This is a genomic window from Paraburkholderia sp. Tr-20389, assembly GCF_017104565.1.
Lineage (GTDB): Bacteria > Pseudomonadota > Gammaproteobacteria > Burkholderiales > Burkholderiaceae > Paraburkholderia.
In genome coordinates this window covers 114,379-131,200 of sequence record NZ_JAAGPD010000018.1, presented here as the reverse complement: position 1 = coordinate 131,200, position 16,822 = coordinate 114,379, and the positions used below count along the sequence as shown (strand labels likewise).

The 16,822-nt window shown below is 61.7% G+C and carries 22 protein-coding genes; 5 read left to right on the top strand and 17 right to left on the bottom strand.

The features are described from left to right. Positions 1-12: 12 nt before the first annotated feature. The 13 genes from G3N95_RS18755 to sctC all read right to left on the bottom strand — a co-directional run bounded on the left by G3N95_RS18755 (position 13) and on the right by sctC (position 11,309). The gene (locus G3N95_RS18755) at positions 13-2,088 is read right to left on the bottom strand and encodes a flagellar biosynthesis protein FlhA (protein WP_205971590.1); all 2,076 of its coding nucleotides are present in this window, start codon (positions 2,086-2,088) and stop codon (positions 13-15) included. A gap of 1 nt (position 2,089) precedes the next feature. Next, positions 2,090-2,830 carry an EscU/YscU/HrcU family type III secretion system export apparatus switch protein gene (locus tag G3N95_RS18750; RefSeq protein ID WP_205971589.1) on the bottom strand — a complete coding sequence of 247 codons (741 nt, stop codon included), beginning with the start codon at positions 2,828-2,830 and terminating at the stop codon, positions 2,090-2,092. Continuing rightward, the gene (locus tag G3N95_RS18745; protein WP_205971588.1) at positions 2,827-3,552 is read right to left on the bottom strand and encodes a flagellar biosynthetic protein FliR; all 726 of its coding nucleotides are present in this window, start codon (positions 3,550-3,552) and stop codon (positions 2,827-2,829) included. The genes G3N95_RS18750 and G3N95_RS18745 overlap by 4 nt, the downstream gene beginning before the upstream one ends. After that, the gene (gene sctS, locus G3N95_RS18740; RefSeq protein ID WP_205971587.1) at positions 3,552-3,827 is read right to left on the bottom strand and encodes a type III secretion system export apparatus subunit SctS; all 276 of its coding nucleotides are present in this window, start codon (positions 3,825-3,827) and stop codon (positions 3,552-3,554) included. The genes G3N95_RS18745 and sctS overlap by 1 nt, the downstream gene beginning before the upstream one ends. Beyond that, positions 3,824-4,471 (bottom strand): EscR/YscR/HrcR family type III secretion system export apparatus protein, encoded by a 648-nt coding sequence (locus G3N95_RS18735; protein WP_205971586.1) that lies wholly within the window; start codon positions 4,469-4,471, stop codon positions 3,824-3,826. The genes sctS and G3N95_RS18735 overlap by 4 nt, the downstream gene beginning before the upstream one ends. Next, on the bottom strand, positions 4,468-5,451 hold the full coding sequence (locus G3N95_RS18730; RefSeq protein WP_205971585.1) for a FliM/FliN family flagellar motor switch protein: 984 nt from the start codon (positions 5,449-5,451) through the stop codon (positions 4,468-4,470). The genes G3N95_RS18735 and G3N95_RS18730 overlap by 4 nt, the downstream gene beginning before the upstream one ends. Beyond that, positions 5,448-6,179, bottom strand: a complete 732-nt coding sequence (locus G3N95_RS18725; protein WP_205971584.1) for a FliH/SctL family protein — start codon at positions 6,177-6,179, stop codon at positions 5,448-5,450. Before G3N95_RS18725 ends, G3N95_RS18730 begins: the two co-directional genes overlap by 4 nt. Continuing rightward, positions 6,173-6,748: a type III secretion protein HrpB4 gene (locus G3N95_RS18720; RefSeq protein ID WP_205971583.1), complete on the bottom strand. Its 576-nt coding sequence runs from the start codon at positions 6,746-6,748 to the stop codon at positions 6,173-6,175. Before G3N95_RS18720 ends, G3N95_RS18725 begins: the two co-directional genes overlap by 7 nt. Next, entirely contained in the window at positions 6,745-7,566 is an 822-nt protein-coding gene (gene sctJ, locus G3N95_RS18715; RefSeq protein ID WP_205971582.1) for a type III secretion inner membrane ring lipoprotein SctJ, read from the bottom strand. Before sctJ ends, G3N95_RS18720 begins: the two co-directional genes overlap by 4 nt. Beyond that, on the bottom strand, positions 7,566-7,877 hold the full coding sequence (locus tag G3N95_RS18710) for a hypothetical protein (RefSeq protein WP_205971581.1): 312 nt from the start codon (positions 7,875-7,877) through the stop codon (positions 7,566-7,568). The genes sctJ and G3N95_RS18710 overlap by 1 nt, the downstream gene beginning before the upstream one ends. Before the next feature lie 87 nt (positions 7,878-7,964). Beyond that, the gene (locus tag G3N95_RS18705) at positions 7,965-8,144 is read right to left on the bottom strand and encodes a hypothetical protein (RefSeq protein ID WP_205971580.1); all 180 of its coding nucleotides are present in this window, start codon (positions 8,142-8,144) and stop codon (positions 7,965-7,967) included. Positions 8,145-8,283: 139 nt separating this feature from the next. After that, on the bottom strand, positions 8,284-9,384 hold the full coding sequence (locus G3N95_RS18700; RefSeq protein ID WP_205971579.1) for a hypothetical protein: 1,101 nt from the start codon (positions 9,382-9,384) through the stop codon (positions 8,284-8,286). Then, positions 9,381-11,309: a type III secretion system outer membrane ring subunit SctC gene (gene sctC / locus G3N95_RS18695; protein ID WP_241018688.1), complete on the bottom strand. Its 1,929-nt coding sequence runs from the start codon at positions 11,307-11,309 to the stop codon at positions 9,381-9,383. Before sctC ends, G3N95_RS18700 begins: the two co-directional genes overlap by 4 nt. Before the next feature lie 191 nt (positions 11,310-11,500). Here sctC and G3N95_RS18690 point away from each other — a divergent pair, with 191 nt between their 5' ends. Both G3N95_RS18690 and G3N95_RS18685 read left to right on the top strand, forming a co-directional pair. After that, positions 11,501-11,869: a ribbon-helix-helix domain-containing protein gene (locus G3N95_RS18690; protein WP_205971578.1), complete on the top strand. Its 369-nt coding sequence runs from the start codon at positions 11,501-11,503 to the stop codon at positions 11,867-11,869. 144 nt (positions 11,870-12,013) lie between these two features. Beyond that, a complete protein-coding gene (locus tag G3N95_RS18685) occupies positions 12,014-12,274 on the top strand; it encodes a hypothetical protein (protein WP_205971577.1) in 261 nt (86 codons plus the stop codon). Positions 12,275-12,396: 122 nt separating this feature from the next. Here the strand turns inward: G3N95_RS18685 and G3N95_RS18680 are convergent, their stop codons facing one another. Both G3N95_RS18680 and G3N95_RS18675 read right to left on the bottom strand, forming a co-directional pair. Further along, on the bottom strand, positions 12,397-13,260 hold the full coding sequence (locus G3N95_RS18680) for an oxidoreductase (protein ID WP_205971576.1): 864 nt from the start codon (positions 13,258-13,260) through the stop codon (positions 12,397-12,399). Between the two features lie 123 nt (positions 13,261-13,383). Continuing rightward, the gene (locus G3N95_RS18675; RefSeq protein ID WP_205971575.1) at positions 13,384-13,650 is read right to left on the bottom strand and encodes a cupin; all 267 of its coding nucleotides are present in this window, start codon (positions 13,648-13,650) and stop codon (positions 13,384-13,386) included. Between the two features lie 138 nt (positions 13,651-13,788). On the opposite strand from G3N95_RS18675, the gene G3N95_RS18670 reads away from it, so the two are divergent. The 3 genes from G3N95_RS18670 to G3N95_RS18660 all read left to right on the top strand — a co-directional run bounded on the left by G3N95_RS18670 (position 13,789) and on the right by G3N95_RS18660 (position 15,043). After that, positions 13,789-14,208 carry a secondary thiamine-phosphate synthase enzyme YjbQ gene (locus tag G3N95_RS18670; protein ID WP_205971574.1) on the top strand — a complete coding sequence of 140 codons (420 nt, stop codon included), beginning with the start codon at positions 13,789-13,791 and terminating at the stop codon, positions 14,206-14,208. A 35-nt stretch (positions 14,209-14,243) separates the two neighbouring features. Then, entirely contained in the window at positions 14,244-14,579 is a 336-nt protein-coding gene (locus tag G3N95_RS18665) for a hypothetical protein (RefSeq protein ID WP_205971573.1), read from the top strand. Between the two features lie 266 nt (positions 14,580-14,845). Continuing rightward, positions 14,846-15,043 carry a DUF3562 domain-containing protein gene (locus G3N95_RS18660; RefSeq protein WP_205971572.1) on the top strand — a complete coding sequence of 66 codons (198 nt, stop codon included), beginning with the start codon at positions 14,846-14,848 and terminating at the stop codon, positions 15,041-15,043. A 79-nt stretch (positions 15,044-15,122) separates the two neighbouring features. Here the strand turns inward: G3N95_RS18660 and G3N95_RS18655 are convergent, their stop codons facing one another. Next, positions 15,123-15,956, bottom strand: coding sequence for a CHAD domain-containing protein (locus G3N95_RS18655; RefSeq protein WP_205971571.1), 834 nt, complete (start codon positions 15,954-15,956; stop codon positions 15,123-15,125). A 124-nt stretch (positions 15,957-16,080) separates the two neighbouring features. Beyond that, positions 16,081-16,596, bottom strand: coding sequence for a protein tyrosine phosphatase (locus G3N95_RS18650; RefSeq protein WP_205971626.1), 516 nt, complete (start codon positions 16,594-16,596; stop codon positions 16,081-16,083). Between the last annotated feature and the right edge of the window lie 226 nt (positions 16,597-16,822).

Here is a 16,822-nt window from a genome sequence, read left to right as displayed (position 1 = left end):
CATCTGCATGCATCAACCCGGCGCGAGTCTCGCGACAACCCGCACGCGATAGCTATCGGACGGGATCTCATCGATCGCGAGCACATCGCTGCGAATGCCGAGCATACGCAGAATGCGTTCGAGATGCGGACGCAGCACAGCCGTCGTCACGATGACGCGCGTCGCGTCCTGCTGTTCGGTGAAGCTGCGCTTGATGCTTTCGAGGCTGTCGGCGTTCAGCACGCATCGCGGCTCGCCGTCGTGACCGTATTCGATCTGCGCTTCGAGGTCCGCTTCCCACGCCGGATCGAGCACGGTGGCGTCGACCTGCCAGGTGTTCAGATCCGCGTACGAGCGCACCAGTTGAGACGCAAGCGCAATGCGTGCGTCGCGCACCATGCGGTCGAGGGAACGTTCGCCGTCCGGCACGCGAAGAACGGCTTCCAGAATGGCCCGCATATTGCGGATCGACACGCGTTGTTCCAGCAGACTGCGCAACACAAAGGCAAGCTGAACCGTCGTCACTGACTTTTGAACAAGCGCCACGAGTTCGCGGAACTCGACGCTAATGAGGTTCAACAGGAATTTCGTCTCCTGCGTACCGACGAAAGACGATGCGCGCTCCTCGCATACGACAGTCAGATGTGCGCACAGCAATTCGTTGGGCGACGACTTGATGAATTGCGGATCGTCGATGGCAGCGGCTGCTTCGCGACTCACCCAGATCGATTTCTCGGCACTCGGGTGGTAACCCGGTGTGCCTTCCATCGTCACCAGCGCCGCCTCGCCGCTCACCAGCACATGATCCGGCACCAACGTACCGCCGGAGTACGGCACGTCTTCGATATCGACGATATAGCGATGCTCGTCGAGTCGCTCATCCTTCAGCAGCACGAGGCCGGGAAACGGCACGCCGAGACGCACGATCAGGTCTCGGCGCAACGCCGCGAGCTGATCGTTCAGTTCGACGCCGTCCAGCGCCTGCGATGCCGCACGCCCAAGCCGCACACGAAGCAGCGTGCTCGTGCCCAGTTCGACATCGTCGAGAATGCGCTGCACGTAGTTGCCGCCGTCGCGCGTCATCGCCGGCATCCTCGGACGCGCGGAGCGTTGCGCGGCCGCGCGCTGCCGGATCATCGCCACGGCGGCGCCGATCAGCATAGACGCGACGAGAAGAAACTGGACGTGCGGAAAGCCCGGAATCGCAGCGAGCGCCACGCATGCGACGCCCGCCATCGCGAGCGCAGGCGGATGCAACGAGAGCTGCGTGAGAATGTCGCCGCCCAGATTCCTGCTGTCGCTGCCGGACGATACGCGCGTGACCAGTAGACCCGCCGAAATCGACACGATCAGCGATGGGATCTGCGAGACGAGTCCATCGCCGACGGTCAGGATCGTATAGGTGTGAAGCGCGTCGCCGAACGACATGCCGCGCTGCCCGATGCCGACGGCAAGTCCGCCGACGATATTCACCAGCGCGACGACGAGCCCCGCAATCGCATCGCCCTTGACGAATTTCATCGCGCCGTCGAGCGAGCCGTAGAAATACGTTTCACGCTCCAGCTCGCGACGCAGCTGCCCCGCTTCCGTACCGCTGATCAAGCCGCCGCGCAAGTCCGCGTCGATGCTCATCTGGCGGCCCGGAATGCCGTCGAGCGTGAAGCGCGCCGACACTTCGGCAACGCGGTCCGCACCCTTCGCAACGACGATAAACTGGATCGCCGACAACACGATGAACACCACTATCCCGACAGCGACATTGCCTCCGACCACCATTTCGCCGAACGCACCGATGATCTGCCCGGCATGCGCGTGCAGCAGGATCATCTTCGTCGATGCGATGGCGAGCGCGAGTCGCAGCAGCGTGGTCATCAGCAGCAGCGACGGAAAGCTCGACAGCTCCACCGCCTTCGCGGCATAGAGCGTCGCCGTGAGCATCACGAAGCTGACCGTGAAGCTCACGCCAATGGACAGATCGAGTACGAACGGCGGGACGGGCAGGATCAGCAGGAGCAGCACGCCCAGCATGCCCACACCCACCGAGAGATCGGCATGGCGCAGCGCCACGCCCAGCAGGTCGATACGGCGCAACTTCGGAATGTTTTTCATGTTATCGCACCAGTTCCCTGTGCAAGGCTCGGCGGCGGCCCTTTACGTGCGGATCGCCGTCCTCGTCCTTGTGTTCGCGTTTGATTTCGTTCTTGTCCATTCTCAGCCGGCGCCGCCATTGAATACGCTGGAGCCAGATGTCGACAGCGGCTGGCGCGAGTTGCGATAGCGCCATCAAGCCCATCAGACGTGCAATCGACTCCCCTGTCGCGCTCAGTTGTCCGCCAAACGACAGCGCGAATGAAGGCAGCAACTGCGCGCACCACGTCGAAAATGCATGCCACAAGATGAACAGCAAGATCGCGAACTGCGAAAGGGTGATGCCGGTTTCGAACAGCATCTTCAATCCGAAGAGGTTCTTGAGGCCTTTCACCGGGTCGAGACGCTTCAGGTCAGGCACAAGACGCTTGAACGCGAGAACGCCGCCCGCTTGCGCAGCCTCCGGCACGATGACGGCAAGCGCGCCCACGCCGAGCGTCGCAAGGGTGATGGTCAGCATTCCGCCTAGCGCGCTCGCGACCCGCGCATAGCGCTCCGCGAACGGCAAACCCTGATCGATCTGCGTCACGGCGTCCACGACATGCACGCAAACCTGATAGATATGCGGTGCATCGACCACCAGAAACAGCCACCAGAAGAGCCCGCTGACGGCGACGGTCACATGTGTGCTCTTCGCGATGTCGCCGTCCTTGCGCGCGCGCTTGAGCCGATGAGGGGTTGGTGGTTCTGTCTTGTCGCTCATCGCAGCACCGCACTTTGCAGAAAGATCGCGTTGAACCGCTCGAACAGCACGGGCACGCAGGACACGATCGTGAGACACAACACGATCGCCTTCACGTTGCGCGCAGTCGTGAACGGGTTGAGCCGCTTCGCGTAACGCGACATCAGGCCAAGCGCGATATCGACGAGCAGCATCAGCCCGACGAGCGGCATCGCGATCTTGACGCCCTCGGCGATCGACAACGCTAGCCGCTGTTCGGACAAGTCACGCATGACGCGCATGAAGTCAGGACGCGGCGCACCGGGCGGCCAGAGCAACCACGCATCGGCGAAAAATCCGTAGACGGCCTCCAGGCCCTTGCCGGTGAAAAACGTCAGCGTGGCGAACCAGCCGAACAGGTGCTCGAAGAGTGCGGCTTCGTCGCGAAAGTTCGGGTCGTATGATGCGCCGATCGAATAGCCGCCCTGCTGATCGACGATCGCGCCCGCCGCAGAGGCCGCATGAAACACCACGCTGAGCAACAGACCCAGCGTGAGTCCGATCAGCACCTCGACGGCCATCGCGACGATGAGATTGTCCGGCCATCCCGTCAGTTGCGGCAACGTCGCGAAGAGCAGCATCAAGGGTACCCGCAACGCGACGCCGAGCGACTCATTGCCGCCGAACGGAACGAGCGAGAGTGCGATCGCGGGCCGGATGGTGCAAAACGCAAAGCCTTCGATATAGCCGATATACCCGGTCATCACTGCATCCTTGCCGCCGCGATGTACGACAACGCGTGCTCGACGAAACGCGTGACTTCGCTGTTGCCCCACGGCATCGCGACGATCATCACGAGTCCCACGCCGATGATCTTGGCGCCGTAGGGCAGCGCCTGGTCCTGAATCTGCGTGATCGACTGAACCAGCCCGATCAGCACGCCGATCCCCGTGGCGACCGCGAGCGCAGGCAGCGACAGCCAGAAGACCAGCAGCAATGCATCGCTCGACAACGAAGCAAGTGAGGGAGAGGAGTTCATTTTGCGTAACTGACAATCAGTCCATGCATCAACTTGGATACGCCCGATACCGATACGAGCACGAAGAGCTTCAGGGGCGTCGAGACCGTGGTGGGTGACAGCATCACCATGCCCATCGCCGTCAACACATTGGCCACCACGAGATCGACAATGAGAAACGCCATGTAGAGCAGAAAGCCCGCTTCGAAGCCGCTCGATATTTCGCTGATCATGAACGCGGGAATCAGCAGCGACAGATCGGTTTCCTCGACGTCGTGTCCGGGATCGATACGCTTTGCCGCCGTCACGAGAAACGCGCGCTCGGCGGGCCGCGAATGCTCCAACATGAACTCGCCGAGCGGCCCGCGCACCGCCCGATAGACCTCGGTGACATCAGGCACCTCGCCGCGCTCGATACGCTCGCCGATCGACAGCTCGGCGCCGATCTTCTCGACGGTCGGCGCCATCACGACCAGCGTCGCCGATAACGCCAATGCCGAGATCGCCATGTTGCCCGGCGCCTGCTGCACGCCAAGCGCGGAACGCAGCAGCGTCAGCACAATGCTGAACTTCGTGAAGGACGTCGTCATCGTCACGATCAGCGGCAACAGCCCGAGCACGAAGAAGAAGACGATGATCTGAAAGTTGACGACCTGGTCTTTCATGATGGCGTCTGTGCATTCGACATATGGGCGAGGTCGACGATGCGCACGCCCAGCGCGTCGTCGATGTCGATCAGCTCGCCGCGTGCAAACGGAATGCCCTGGCAGAGCAGCGTGACCGCATGCCGGCGCGCAGGCAGTTGCAACGACACGATCGAGCCGGGCCGCAGGCGCATCAACTCATCGAGCGTGAATGACAACGTACCGATCACCACGTCGAATGAAAACGCGAGTGCATGCGCGGGAATCAGCTCGCTCGTCATCTCGGCGGACTCGTTGATGTCGTCCATCAAAGGGCGGTCTATGACCATATGTTCTCCACTGGGTTTGAGAAAGATTCGACGCGCGCCGTGGTGAATCGGCAGGCGCAGGTACTGACGGGAACGGTCGACCAGCAGCGCATCGCCAGGTCTGATCTTGCGCAGGCGCTGCAGCGAAAATGCCGGGCCCACCATGCATACGGGGACGCGCACCATCAGCCGGCTCGCGAGCCCGTCGGCCTGTGCGGCAGGAATGGGCCGTTGCATCAGCCATTGGTCGACAGCCGGACTGTCGAGCGCGAAGTGCGCGGTGCGATGGCTGCGCGCATGGGTAAGCGCGAGACCGTATGCGCCGGGCGACGGCTGCGCGTCGAACGACAGGTCCGTTACGTCAATTGAGAAGCCGAACGCGCCTTCGAGTGCGCTCAGCCACTCGTCGAGCGCTTCGGCAATCAACCGTATGGCCTGATCGTCCGCTTGCGCCAGCACCTGTCGGTTCAACTCCGGAAACAGCGCCTGCGCATCGCAATCGAGCGACATGGGTTCGCCCATCGCCCGCGCGTGTATCCGCAATGGATAACTCGCACGGCAAGGCTCGAATTGCAGCGTGAACGCGCGATTGCCGACGCTCAACGGATATGCCGTGCCGAAATGCAGCGCGGCCACGTTGTGCCGCTTCGCGTGCGCGAGCGTGATGCGCGCCATGTCTTGCCACGGGCTCATTGGACTTCTCCACCATGCCGCGCTTCGACATGCTGCCCGAGCAACTGGATCACATCGCGCAACCCGCTTTCGATGACGTCGAACATCCTTGCCGACTCGCCGTCGATGTAGCGGTATTCGTTCAGCACCAAACCAATCGCGTCCCTCATCCCGCGTTCGAGCACGCGCAATTGCAGCGCGAGGCTGCCGTCGATCACGCCGCTTTCCGTTTCGACGACGAGCGAATGCGGTGGAAGCCCGGCATCCGCCAGCACCATGAACAAGGGCAGATCGAGTTCCCGCTCCAGCGTGTGTGCGATGCGTTGGGTCTGCTCGCAATCGTCGGCCGATACGCGCACCGATATGACCTGCTGCCCGCGCAGCGCGCCAATGCAGCGTCGCAAGCGGCTATGCAAGGTCGCATCGGCTGGCAATTCGCCCAGTATCTCGGTGACGGCATTCAACGCGAGACCCGCAAGACGCTCTTCGAGGCAGCGTGCCGCAAACGATGCGGCCGCGGGCGGCACGACATACTCTCGCAGCGCGTTGCGGCGTCCTGCGGCATATCCGCGGCGCACGGCGCGACGCTTGAGTTCGCGGACGCGTTCGGCCAGACGTGCAGTCTCACGTTCGGCCTCGCGAGCGCGAAACGCTTCGACTTCACGCAAGCCGGCCAGCTCGCGCAGGTCCGCGGATGACACATAGCCGTCCGACTCGACGCGCCAGTCCCCTCTTCGGCAGATCAGCATGGTTGGCCTCCACCCAGTACATAGGCGGCGTCGAGCAAGCCGCTCGCGGTTTGCGGACTCAGGTCGTCCGCGCGGAAGTGCGACGCGCGTTGCGCGACCGCGCGCGGCAGACGCAGCTCGATCAGTGCGTGCAGTGCGGGATCGGCGTGCGCATGCAACGCAATCCGCAGACCGGCTGCCGTCATATCCATTCGATCGAACACGTCGAGCATCGGACCGATGCCGGCATCGCAGCCTTTCGCCCGTGCATCGGACTGAATGGCGCGCAGCACGTGGGGTGCCACCCTGCTCGCGAAACTCTCGCGCGCGGTAGCGCTCACCACCTTGCGCAGTGAATGCGCGTGCGCAAGCGACGCTGCTACACGCATCACTTTCGCGCAAGCGGGGCGCGGCAATACAGCAAACTGAGGCACAGCCGCTATCGCACGCGCGCTGGCCAGTTGCGGCATGAGTTCGAGCAGGCTTGCGTTCGCGTCGGCCTGGGCACGCTCGCTGCGCGCGCGTTCGCCGCGCGGCAGCCAGCTATGATGTGCCCACCGGGATAGTGCGAGGATGGAAACGCGGGTCATGATGCGTCGCCTCCATCGTTAGTCTCAGACTGCTCTTCCGCGCGCTTCTTTGCAGCGCGCTTCAGCTTTCTGCGTCGAAAGAACGTCGGCGTGAACGAGCGAATGCCGCTGTCCCACACCCACACCGAGAGGATCAGCAACATCCCCATCACCGTCAGGACGATCATCGTCAGCGTTGCGTCGTGACGTGAGCCACCCGTCCCTGCCGCGATGTGAGCATCCGCGCCGCCCTTCGCGTCGACAGGTTCGGCAATCGGCGTGACGGGAATGAACGTCAGATAGACATGGTCAGGCGTCAAACCCTCCACGCTGCCCGCAACCAGTCCGCGAATCTTGTCCCTCATGTATTCGAGGTTGTAGTCGCTGCGATACCTGAGCATCACCGAGGCCGACGGCGGCGTGACCTGCCGATTCAGCGGATCGCGCTCCGGTTGCACGATATGGACCCGCGCCACCAGTACACCGTCGATCTTCTCGAGCGTTTCCGATAGTTCCTGCGTCAGGCCGTAGACATAACGCACGCGGTCTTCATCGGGATTGGAGATCAAGCCCTGGCGGCTGAACAGGTCACCCAGATTGGCGTGATTGCCATGCGGCAACGCGTATTCGCGCGTGATTTCCGTTGCTGTGACAACGTCGTCGGCATCGACGGAAACGTTCCATGTCTTGTCGGCGTTGCGCTCCTTGACTCCCTCGATGCCATGCTGGCTCAGGACGGCAATAACCTGGTTCGCCTGGTTCTCTTCCAGGCTTTCGAACAATGATGCCTTGCAGCCGACGAGTAACAGCAGCGGCAGCAAAATGAGTACGCGTCGCATTAGTTCCTCTGTGTCAGCTGTGTGATGGCCTGCCCGACCTTGTCGGCGATGTTCTTCGCCAGCATGGCGCTCGTCTGCATGTCGTCGAGGTCGTATTGAAGACGCAGTAGATCGAGCGTTCGTCCGTGCGACGAGCGGTTTTGCGCGTAGGAAGCCAGATCGCTTGCAATACGCTTGTCCTGTGCCTTGCACATCTGCTCGGCGTTCGCGATCAGCATGAGCGTGAGCGAGTTTTCGGTTTCTCCCAGTGGCTCGCCATACGGCTGGGTCTGTCGCGGCTCAGGGGGCGGCTCTGGGGGAAATACATTCATCACCACGGGCTGCAATAGCATGTCGTTGCCTCTCTTCAACGATTGATCGGGGCGAGGCGCCGCTGTCGCGACGCCTCTTTCAGGTCATTACTTCAGGTTGCCGATGACGCCCATTCGCGTCTGGTTACGTTTGGATTCCATGTTGCTTTCCTTCGTGATCTCTTCCTGGAAAGCGTTTTGCGCTTTCTGATCCTGAAGGTCCTGCATGGTTTGTCCATTTCCTGCGCTAGCTGCAGGGCTTGCGCCGCCCACGTTACCGACTGCCATGATTCGATATCCTTAATAAAAAGCGCGCGTAGTTCTGTCTGTCAATCAACCGCACACCGGTACGCACGCGAAGACCCGGCGGGCAGATCCTGTCCTGACTAGCGGCGACTGTCGATCGAGATCGCGCGGTTCATCCCGCTCATTTGCAGCGGCTCGCGTTCCTGGCGCCCTCGACGAAGAACTCGTATAGCGTTCCGTCGTCGCTGCGCTCGATCGTCACGGTGCAATCGGAGATTCCCCTTATCTTGCCGAGCGGCAAACGTGCGCCGCTGAAATAACGCTCCCCCTGCCCGTTGACGAGCCACGTGCCATTTGCCGAATGGACGAGGTTCATGCCGATCGTCTCAAGCGGTATGCGCACCGGCCCCTTGCTCGCGGCGTGTCCCTCGAACTCGAGATTGCTCAATCCGTTGACCGATTCGCGTGCGAGGCGCGCGATGCGTCCGTAGTCCCACGACTCCGGCAGCAGGTACGAATCCACGGCCGGGAGAACGACGGCAAACGAGCCCGTCACGCCCGGTTTGATCTGAGCGTCGCGATAGTACTTCTGGAGAAAGTCCGCGAGTTGCTCCCTGATCTGATCGACGACCTTCACGCGCATCAGCGGCATGCGGTTGTCACGGCGTGCATTCGCCGCCAGCCAGGCAAGCTCCGACGTGCTGGTCACGTAGCCTTCGTAGACGTATGCGTGCGTCTTCGCGTCCTCATGGACGGTCACGAAGCGAAACGCGCCGTCGAGTTGCGGCATCGCGCGGCCGGCGTCATGGGGGCCGTAGATGGACCACAGCCATCCAAGGCCTGTCCCGGCCAGCACCGTGATCAACAACAGCTTTCTGCCGCGCGATGCATGCGCCCAGCGGCGCGCAACATAGGCTAGCGGCGCATGGCTCAGCAGCCACGCGAGTTCCGCGTCGCGCACGGCATCCTGCGTCAGAGGATCGCGTCCGCTGAACTGGAATTGCGCGTCGCCGATCGTAAAGGACGCCCCGGCTCTCAGCAGCGTCGCCTTGCCCGGCGCCCATGCGTAGCCGAATACGGCGACGCCGTCGTGATGTGCGACGAGCTTCAGCTTGTCACCGACGAGGCAGATGGTCACATGCTGCGGCACGATGCCGTCATCGACGAGCAGCAGGCTGTCGCCGTCGCCGCTGCCTATCGTCAGGTCGTGGCTGTCGGACATCAACACACTTGCACCCGCGTGAATGCCGCCCGTCACTGCAATGATTCCGCCCCCGCTCATCGGATCGCCCCCTTCGTCGACGCGGGACCGGGCGGCAAGCCGGGCGGCAGCGGCGGTACCGCGCTGCTCCAGGCGGGCGCAGTCGGCCCACGTTGACGCATCATTGCCCGATTCGCCGCGTCGTTGTCCGCGAACGCTGGCGCGGGTTGCACGACCGCCGAAGGCACGTCCAGCGTTTCCTGTTTCGCGGCGAGGCCCGTCACCTTCTTGATGCGCGGCGTGATCAGGATGAGTCGTTCGAGACGCTCGACCTGGGTCTGCCTGTCGCGAAACAACGCGCCTACATAGGGCAGATTGCCCAGCACGGGGACCTGCGAGGACGATGTCTGACTGCTTTCGTACTGATATCCGCCAAGCAGCAGACTTTCCCCGTTGGCGACAACGGCTTGTGTCACGATCGAATGATTGTTGACCTTGGGAATGCCGTCGACCGTCAACGACGAATCGAATGCACCATCGTCGATCTGCACGTTCAACAGCACGTTTTGCGTACCGTCGGACAGCGGCTCGACGGTCGGCGTCACCTTCAATATCAGCCCCGTATCGACGTTGTAGAGATCGACGTCCTGATTGCCCGCGACACGCACATACACCGAGTTGCGCGAGGACAGAATCGCTTCCGAGTTGTTCAGCGTCAGCACCTGCGGACGCGACAGGATGTGGGCCTTGCCGTTCTGTTCGAGCGCGTGAATCTTCGCGAACAGGTAATTGGCCGAGCTGCCGATCATCGTCGCGAGGTTGAGGCCCGACAGGGCCGGAGCGATGAATGAATCGGGCGTCCTGGGCGAGGAATTCAGCATCGCGTACGCGCCGCCCTCGCCCCTCGATCCGGCGCCCCAGCGTATGCCCAGATCGCTCGCGGCATCTGTCGACACGTCGATGACGACCGCCGTGATTTCGACGAGATCCTGCGGCTTGTCGAGCATCGCGATCGTGCGCTCGTAGTTCGGCATCATCGAAGGCACGTCGTACACGACGACCGAATTCGTACGAATATCGGCAACGATATTGCGTTGTATCGACGCCGTGGCGAGACGCATCGTTTCTGTATCCGGCAATGGCGCGTCGATGTCGGATGCGGACGAGGCATCCGCGAGACCGAGGCCGCGCAATCCGGGAAGCGGCGGCGGACCGCCTCGCGCAGGGCGTGCCGGATTGCGCGGCCTCGCAACACTCTCTCTGTCCGGCACGGTGGCCGGCACGCCCGCCATGAGATTGCGCAACAACGACGCGACACCGGGCACGGTCTGCGGCCGGCCGCCGGACGTGTACGTGATGTCCTGTGCCTGCGCATAGTGCAGCGGAAATACGCGGATCTCGGTGTCGTCGACGGAGGGCGTCACCGTGGCCTGCCGCTGCGCCTGTGCAACAGCGTCGGAGATCGCATCGACGAATTGCGACGGCCCCGACACGACGGCGGTCGTATCCGAATAGCGGACTGGGAGATGACTGTCGTTGAGACCGAGACTCGATAGCAAACCGGCCACCTGGTCGCGTGTCATCGGAGAAAACGGGATCGTCCGGCTACGGCTGTCCGATGCGGGCGATACGTGAATCATGTGCCCGTCGAAATACCAGACCAGGCCGTATGCGTCGATCAATCTGGCGAACACACGCGCCGGCACTTCGACGAACTCGCCGTTGACGGGCCCTTTCACACCACGCGCGATCTCGACCGGGAGCCCGCCTGCACTCGCCACCTCTTTCAGCACATCGGGCAACGGCGTATTGCTCGCGAAGTAGTGCATGGTTTCCGCGCGCCACATCGGCGATGCAGCGCTCGCTGCCGATGCATGCAACACCATTCCGGCAACGACGGCACGACGAATGCCAGTGACGGCTCGATACCGTCTGACACCTCTCGCCTTGCGATTCGCCCGCGCACCACGCCGCGTCATGAACATCTGCATTTCCCCCGTGGACATGTCTCATACGACGAACGGAAATTTATCGCTCGCTGATTTCAACGGGGTCATACGGATGTATCACCTAGAAGCTTCCGAGTCTAGGAGTATGGCAACGGTCGGTTTATCGATTATCTCAATAGATTATGGTAAGTGATCCTATTCATTTTGCATCGACGACCTGATAAATACAGAAGGATCCCATTCTCGTAATGGGCGGGCACAGAGTTAGAGGAAATTGTGAGCGAAAAATGACACACAAAAGATATTGCAATTTCAGTACCGATCTCCTCAGGCCGAGACAGAGATCAATCCGTGTCAACGGCCTCGCGACTTGCATGAGGCTCGAAGAGATTTACTGGTCGATTATCGAAGAACTCGCGCGCAGCGAGTCGCTGACGGTGGGGAAGCTAATTTCGCGATGGGCAATGGAAATGGATCTCGCTGAGGAGTCTGTCTGGAATTTCACCGGGTATATCCGAGTAGTGTGCGTCGTTCAGTTAATCAATCGCATGAGTCCGACGCTTTCGATGGATTTTTCGCGACAACCCGCTTCGTCCAAGGTTCGCGACACCCAATAGGTGCTGCCGCCGGCCGGACGTTTACTCATATGCTTGCGGAGGATCCCATGTAAACAACATCGCAAATTGTCTAACTATGCGAGCATGTTCATGCTCATCGTTAATTAGCCTATTTTTAATGCGTTTTATATAGAGGAATACCAAATGTCAATGGATGTCACTCAATCGACGACCACGCAGACCTCTTCGATGAATAGCCATCAGTCTCATGGAACGGGGCATGCGGGCGGCATGCAAGCCCAGCAGTCCCAGACGATCTCGCCGGATGGTGGCGGCGGCGGTGACGGTGGCCAGTCGGGAGGCGGCGGCGATGTACTGCAAGACCTGATGAAAATGCTGAAGGACCTCATGAGCATGATGTCAGGTGCTTTCGGCGGCATGATGGGTGGTGGCGGCGGCGGCTGATGGAACCCCGCTTCCATTGAAACGGCCGCCGCGGGGAAATACGGCAACGCGTTTTTCCCGACTCGCGGCGGCCCAGCGAATGTGCCGAACGCGGGCTCGCCCGCTTCAATGTGCGCTCAGGATCAGCGCTCGCTTTCCGGAAAGTCCGCGCCGAGGCTCGTGTCGCGCCATGCTTCGATATCCGCGAGTGTCGAATGCACGCGCTTCGATACGGCATCGACACCGAACGCGCCCAGCACCAGATGACGCGGCGGGTGTTCCGCTTCGCTGATGAGGATCATCGCCTGCGCCGCGCGCTTCGGGTCGCCGGGCTGATGACCGCTATATTCCGCCGTCGTTTGCATGCGCTTGCCCGCCGTCTCCGCATAGTCGGCGATCTTGTTGGGCGTCTGCTTGAGCGAACGGCCCGCCCAGTCGGTGCGAAACGGACCCGGCTCGATACAGGTCACATGGATACCGAGCGGCCCGGCTTCCGTCGCGAGCGAATCGGACCAGCCTTCCACCGCATGCTTGCTCGCTGCGTAATATCCCGAGCCCGGAAAGCCCGCAAGACCCGCCACCGACGTGATGTTCAGCACATGTCCTTTGTGTCGCGCGCGCATGCCGGGCAGCACAGCGCGCGTCATCGCGAACAGGCCGAACACATTCACGTCGAACTGTGCGCGGATCTCCGCTTCGTCGCCCTCTTCGACTGACGACTGATAACCATAGCCCGCGTTGTTCACGAGCACGTCGATGGCACCGAAACGTTGTTGTGCGTGCTCGACGGCAACGTCGATCTGCGCGGCATCTGTCACGTCGAGCTTCACGCGCAAGAGCCGCGCGTCGGCATCGCTGCCTGGCTCGGCCAGATCGGCGAGCGACGCGACGTCGCGCGCGGTCGCCACGCAACGCCAGCCCCGCTCGAGCACCGCGCGAGCCAGTTCCTTGCCGAAGCCGGTTGAACATCCGGTGATGAACCAGACGGGTGTCGTAGACGTGGGCATTCAGAACCTCCTCGATGATGGAATGAGCGTTGACGCGCCGACGCGTGACGTCGACGGACGGGAGAGAAAAATAGTATCCGCTCGATGCAAACCTTGCTGACGGCGTGACCGATCCCGCCTCCATCACTTGCGGCCGACCAGATATTGAACACCGTCCGCTCCGAAGCGCTCCGAATGGCTTTCATTCGCTTGCAGATGGAATACGTCGCCCGTCTTGTACACGCGCTCCGTCGCGCCCGTGCGAATCGTCAATTCACCGTGCAAAACCAGTGCCCGGGCTTCGAATGGATGGGTAGGGTCATCCAGTGTGCCGTGGGGGTCGCGCGTGACGGTCACGACTTCTGCAAAGCCTTCGCGCTTCAATGCATCGATGAATTCGTCGCGGTCCATCACAGCCTCCCTGTTCGTCTGCACCTACGCATCGGCATAGACCCGTTCGCATGACGGGATCGGGCACGGCGCTCGCGGTAAACTTGGCCAAGGACATCGCCTTTGCACAACACGACACCGCACAACGGAGAACGACTCATGCGCCAGACCATTCGCCATCTGAACGTGAGGGCGCGCGCTCGCGGACTGTTCGAGTTCACCGATCAGGTTGCCGCATTCGTGCACGATGCGTCGATCGACACGGGCATCCTCACGCTGTTCTGCCGGCACACGTCGGCGTCGTTATTGATTCAGGAAAACGCAGACCCTTCCGTGCAGCGCGATATCGAGCGGCACTTCGCGCTGCTCGCGCCCGAAGACGCCGAGCGCTACGAGCACGACACGGAAGGCCCCGACGACATGCCCGCGCATCTGCGCACCGCGCTCACGCAGGTGCAGCTGTCCATACCGGTCGAGCACGGCCGCATGACGCTCGGTACATGGCAGGGCATCTATCTGTTCGAGCATCGCGCGCGTCCGCAGGAGCGCGATATCGTGCTGCATCTGATCGGCGAATAACAACTGAACAAACCACTTCGACAAGGAAGCGAATCATGGTCTTGCGCGCGCATCGTCTGGTCGCGTCGGCATCGCTTGTATTGCTGACGGCGGGCTGCACTCACACGGGGCCCGTCGAATTCTCCGTGACCGGCGCGGACGCGCTGACACTCAACAGCAGTTCGAGCGACCTCGACTTCGGTCCAATGGACCGCTCGATCGCGCAGTGCAAGACCGTCGCGAAGAACGCTGGAACGGGCCAATGCGCGAAAGTGCGCGCCTACGAATCTTGCATGAAAAGCAAGGGCTACATCACCGTGCTCGGCCCCGAAAACCCGCAAGGCTGCGGCGACCCCGAATGGGAGAAAGACGTACGCAAGTGGCTTCAATAGTCGCTAACAAGCGCGAGCGCTCGCGCCTTCGTCGCGATTGATTTGCAATCACGTTATCCACAGTTTCTGTTGAAAGAGCTGTGGAAAAGTTTGGGGCACGCGCGCTATCTGTCTGAGCGAACAGGCTTTCTTCCGAGTGGTAACGCAACTGCAAGCGCGTACTCCACGCAGCGGGTCCATCGATTGCGAAGTTCTATTGGCGCCCTCGCATCGCATGTCCTTCAATTCAGGATTCTGACCGACCGCTGACCGACAAGGAGGCTTGCATGAAGACGGAAGATTCGCAGAAGATCGTGCACGAAATAGCGGAATCCACTGACGCGCCGGAAGAAGTCGTATCGCAGATGTACACCGATGCCGTGCAGGCGTATCAACGCGATGCACGCATTCTCGACTACGTGCCGCTCTTCGCGGCCAAGCGGGTGCGCGAAACCTTGCGCTCGCGGACTGCAACACGCCGCTGACGAACGCGGCGAGCGCCATCCGGTTGCGCTCGCACGTTCGCATGCGCCGATCGACCGGCGCGACCTCAACCCATTCGCTCTACAACAGCTTCCCGGCGTCGCGCATACGGCGCTTGCGTTCTTGCGCGAGCGCATCGAGTGCATGCGAGGCGGCCGCGTCATCGACGTACAGGGTCTGGTTATCGCGCAGCAACTGTTCGCTCGCGACAACGTCGTTCAACGCGCCGAAGCGCTTCTGCAGCTTCTTGAGCGGCTTGATGGCCTTCAATTGCTTCTTCGCGAGCATCGGCTGGAAGAACTCGGTCAGATAGCGCAGCTTCTTGCCCGCCTTGCGGACCTCGTGATAAGACGCGTAGTCCGAGCGTTTGGCGCGCGCCGCGCGCTTCATGCGTTTGGCCATCGACTTCTGCGCCGTCGCGAGACGCTTGCGCGCGAACTTCGGCAGCGGCGTGCGTTCGTGCGCGGTATTCAGTTCGCGGTTCGCTTCCTTGAGCGTCTCGCGCAATGCGCGCTTCACATCGGCCTGTTCGAGCGTCGCGCGGCTCGCATCGAACGTTTTCGCCCGGGCGGCTTGCAGCGCGTCGCAGGGCTGTTCCCGCGCGCCGCCGATTTCGTCGAGCAAGCCGATCAGGATGTCCCAGTCGCGCGTCTTGCCGGCGGCGCTTGCGTAGAACTTGAAAAGTGCGCGCTGCTGATTGTCGAACTGTTCATCCAGCAGCGGGCGATACGCCCACAACAACGTGCGCAAGCGCCGCAGCGACACGCGCAGCCTGTGCAGCACTTCGGCGTCGGGGTCCGAGTGCAATGCGGCGGCGCAGGCAAGCGCGTTGTCGATCAAGGGTGCGGCGTAGTGCGAAAAGTGGGCTTGCGCGGTGCCGTCGTGCGGCAGCCCGTTCGGTGTTTCTGCTTTCATCGTGTTCCCTGATGGGTTGCTGACCCGGTGTGCTTGTAATGATTGGGTAAGCAAATCAGGTTCCCGCCTGCCTGAAATCAACGGCGGCCTGCAGCGGCACACGATGCCGCAGCGGCGTGACGGGTCATTGCCCGCTGAGCAGAAGGTCGCAGGCGTCCGGGGAGCAACTGGCCACGGCCGGCAGTTTCAGCGACGACGGCCACGGGCGGCGTTCAGCCGTGATGAAATCTTCGACGCGTTTGAGGATCTGCCAGAACGCGTTTTCGATCGCAGCGGCTGCGCCGTAAGCGGACGGCGTCAGCGCCCAATGATGCAGTTTCGGCGCACCGTGAAACGCGCGCACGTCGACACCCGACGACTCGTCGCACAAGGTCACGACGAAATCCATCTCCGGCGCCCATTCGCTAGTGAATTCCAGCCAGCTTTTGGGATTCAGCAGATCCAGGCTCGAAAAGCCGTGGCGCAACTCTCCCATAGCGGCAGCATGAACCCGGTCGGCGGGCTCGAGACCTGCGCTGAATGCGTCGAAATGCAATCCGTCCAGCTCGCGTAGCAAGGCTTCCGCCAGGATGCTAAGCGTCGCGTTGTCCCTGCAAAGGAACAGCACTCTTTGTTTTCTGGTCACCCTACACCCCGTCATGCAGATTCTATTTTTTTGCGGGATTCTGAGCGTCCAGTTTTTCATATTGGTGACAGAATCCCAATCGTCCAACCGATTCGCCGCAAGACCGTTTAGGTATCACGCCAATTTAGCTTCGGCCAGCCAGCGTTAACGATAATGAACGGCGGGTGCGGGCTCTGTGACAAGCCCGGCGCGACGCAGCGCAGTGGAGCGCGCTGCGCGCGAAGCAAACCCGGCCACGGGA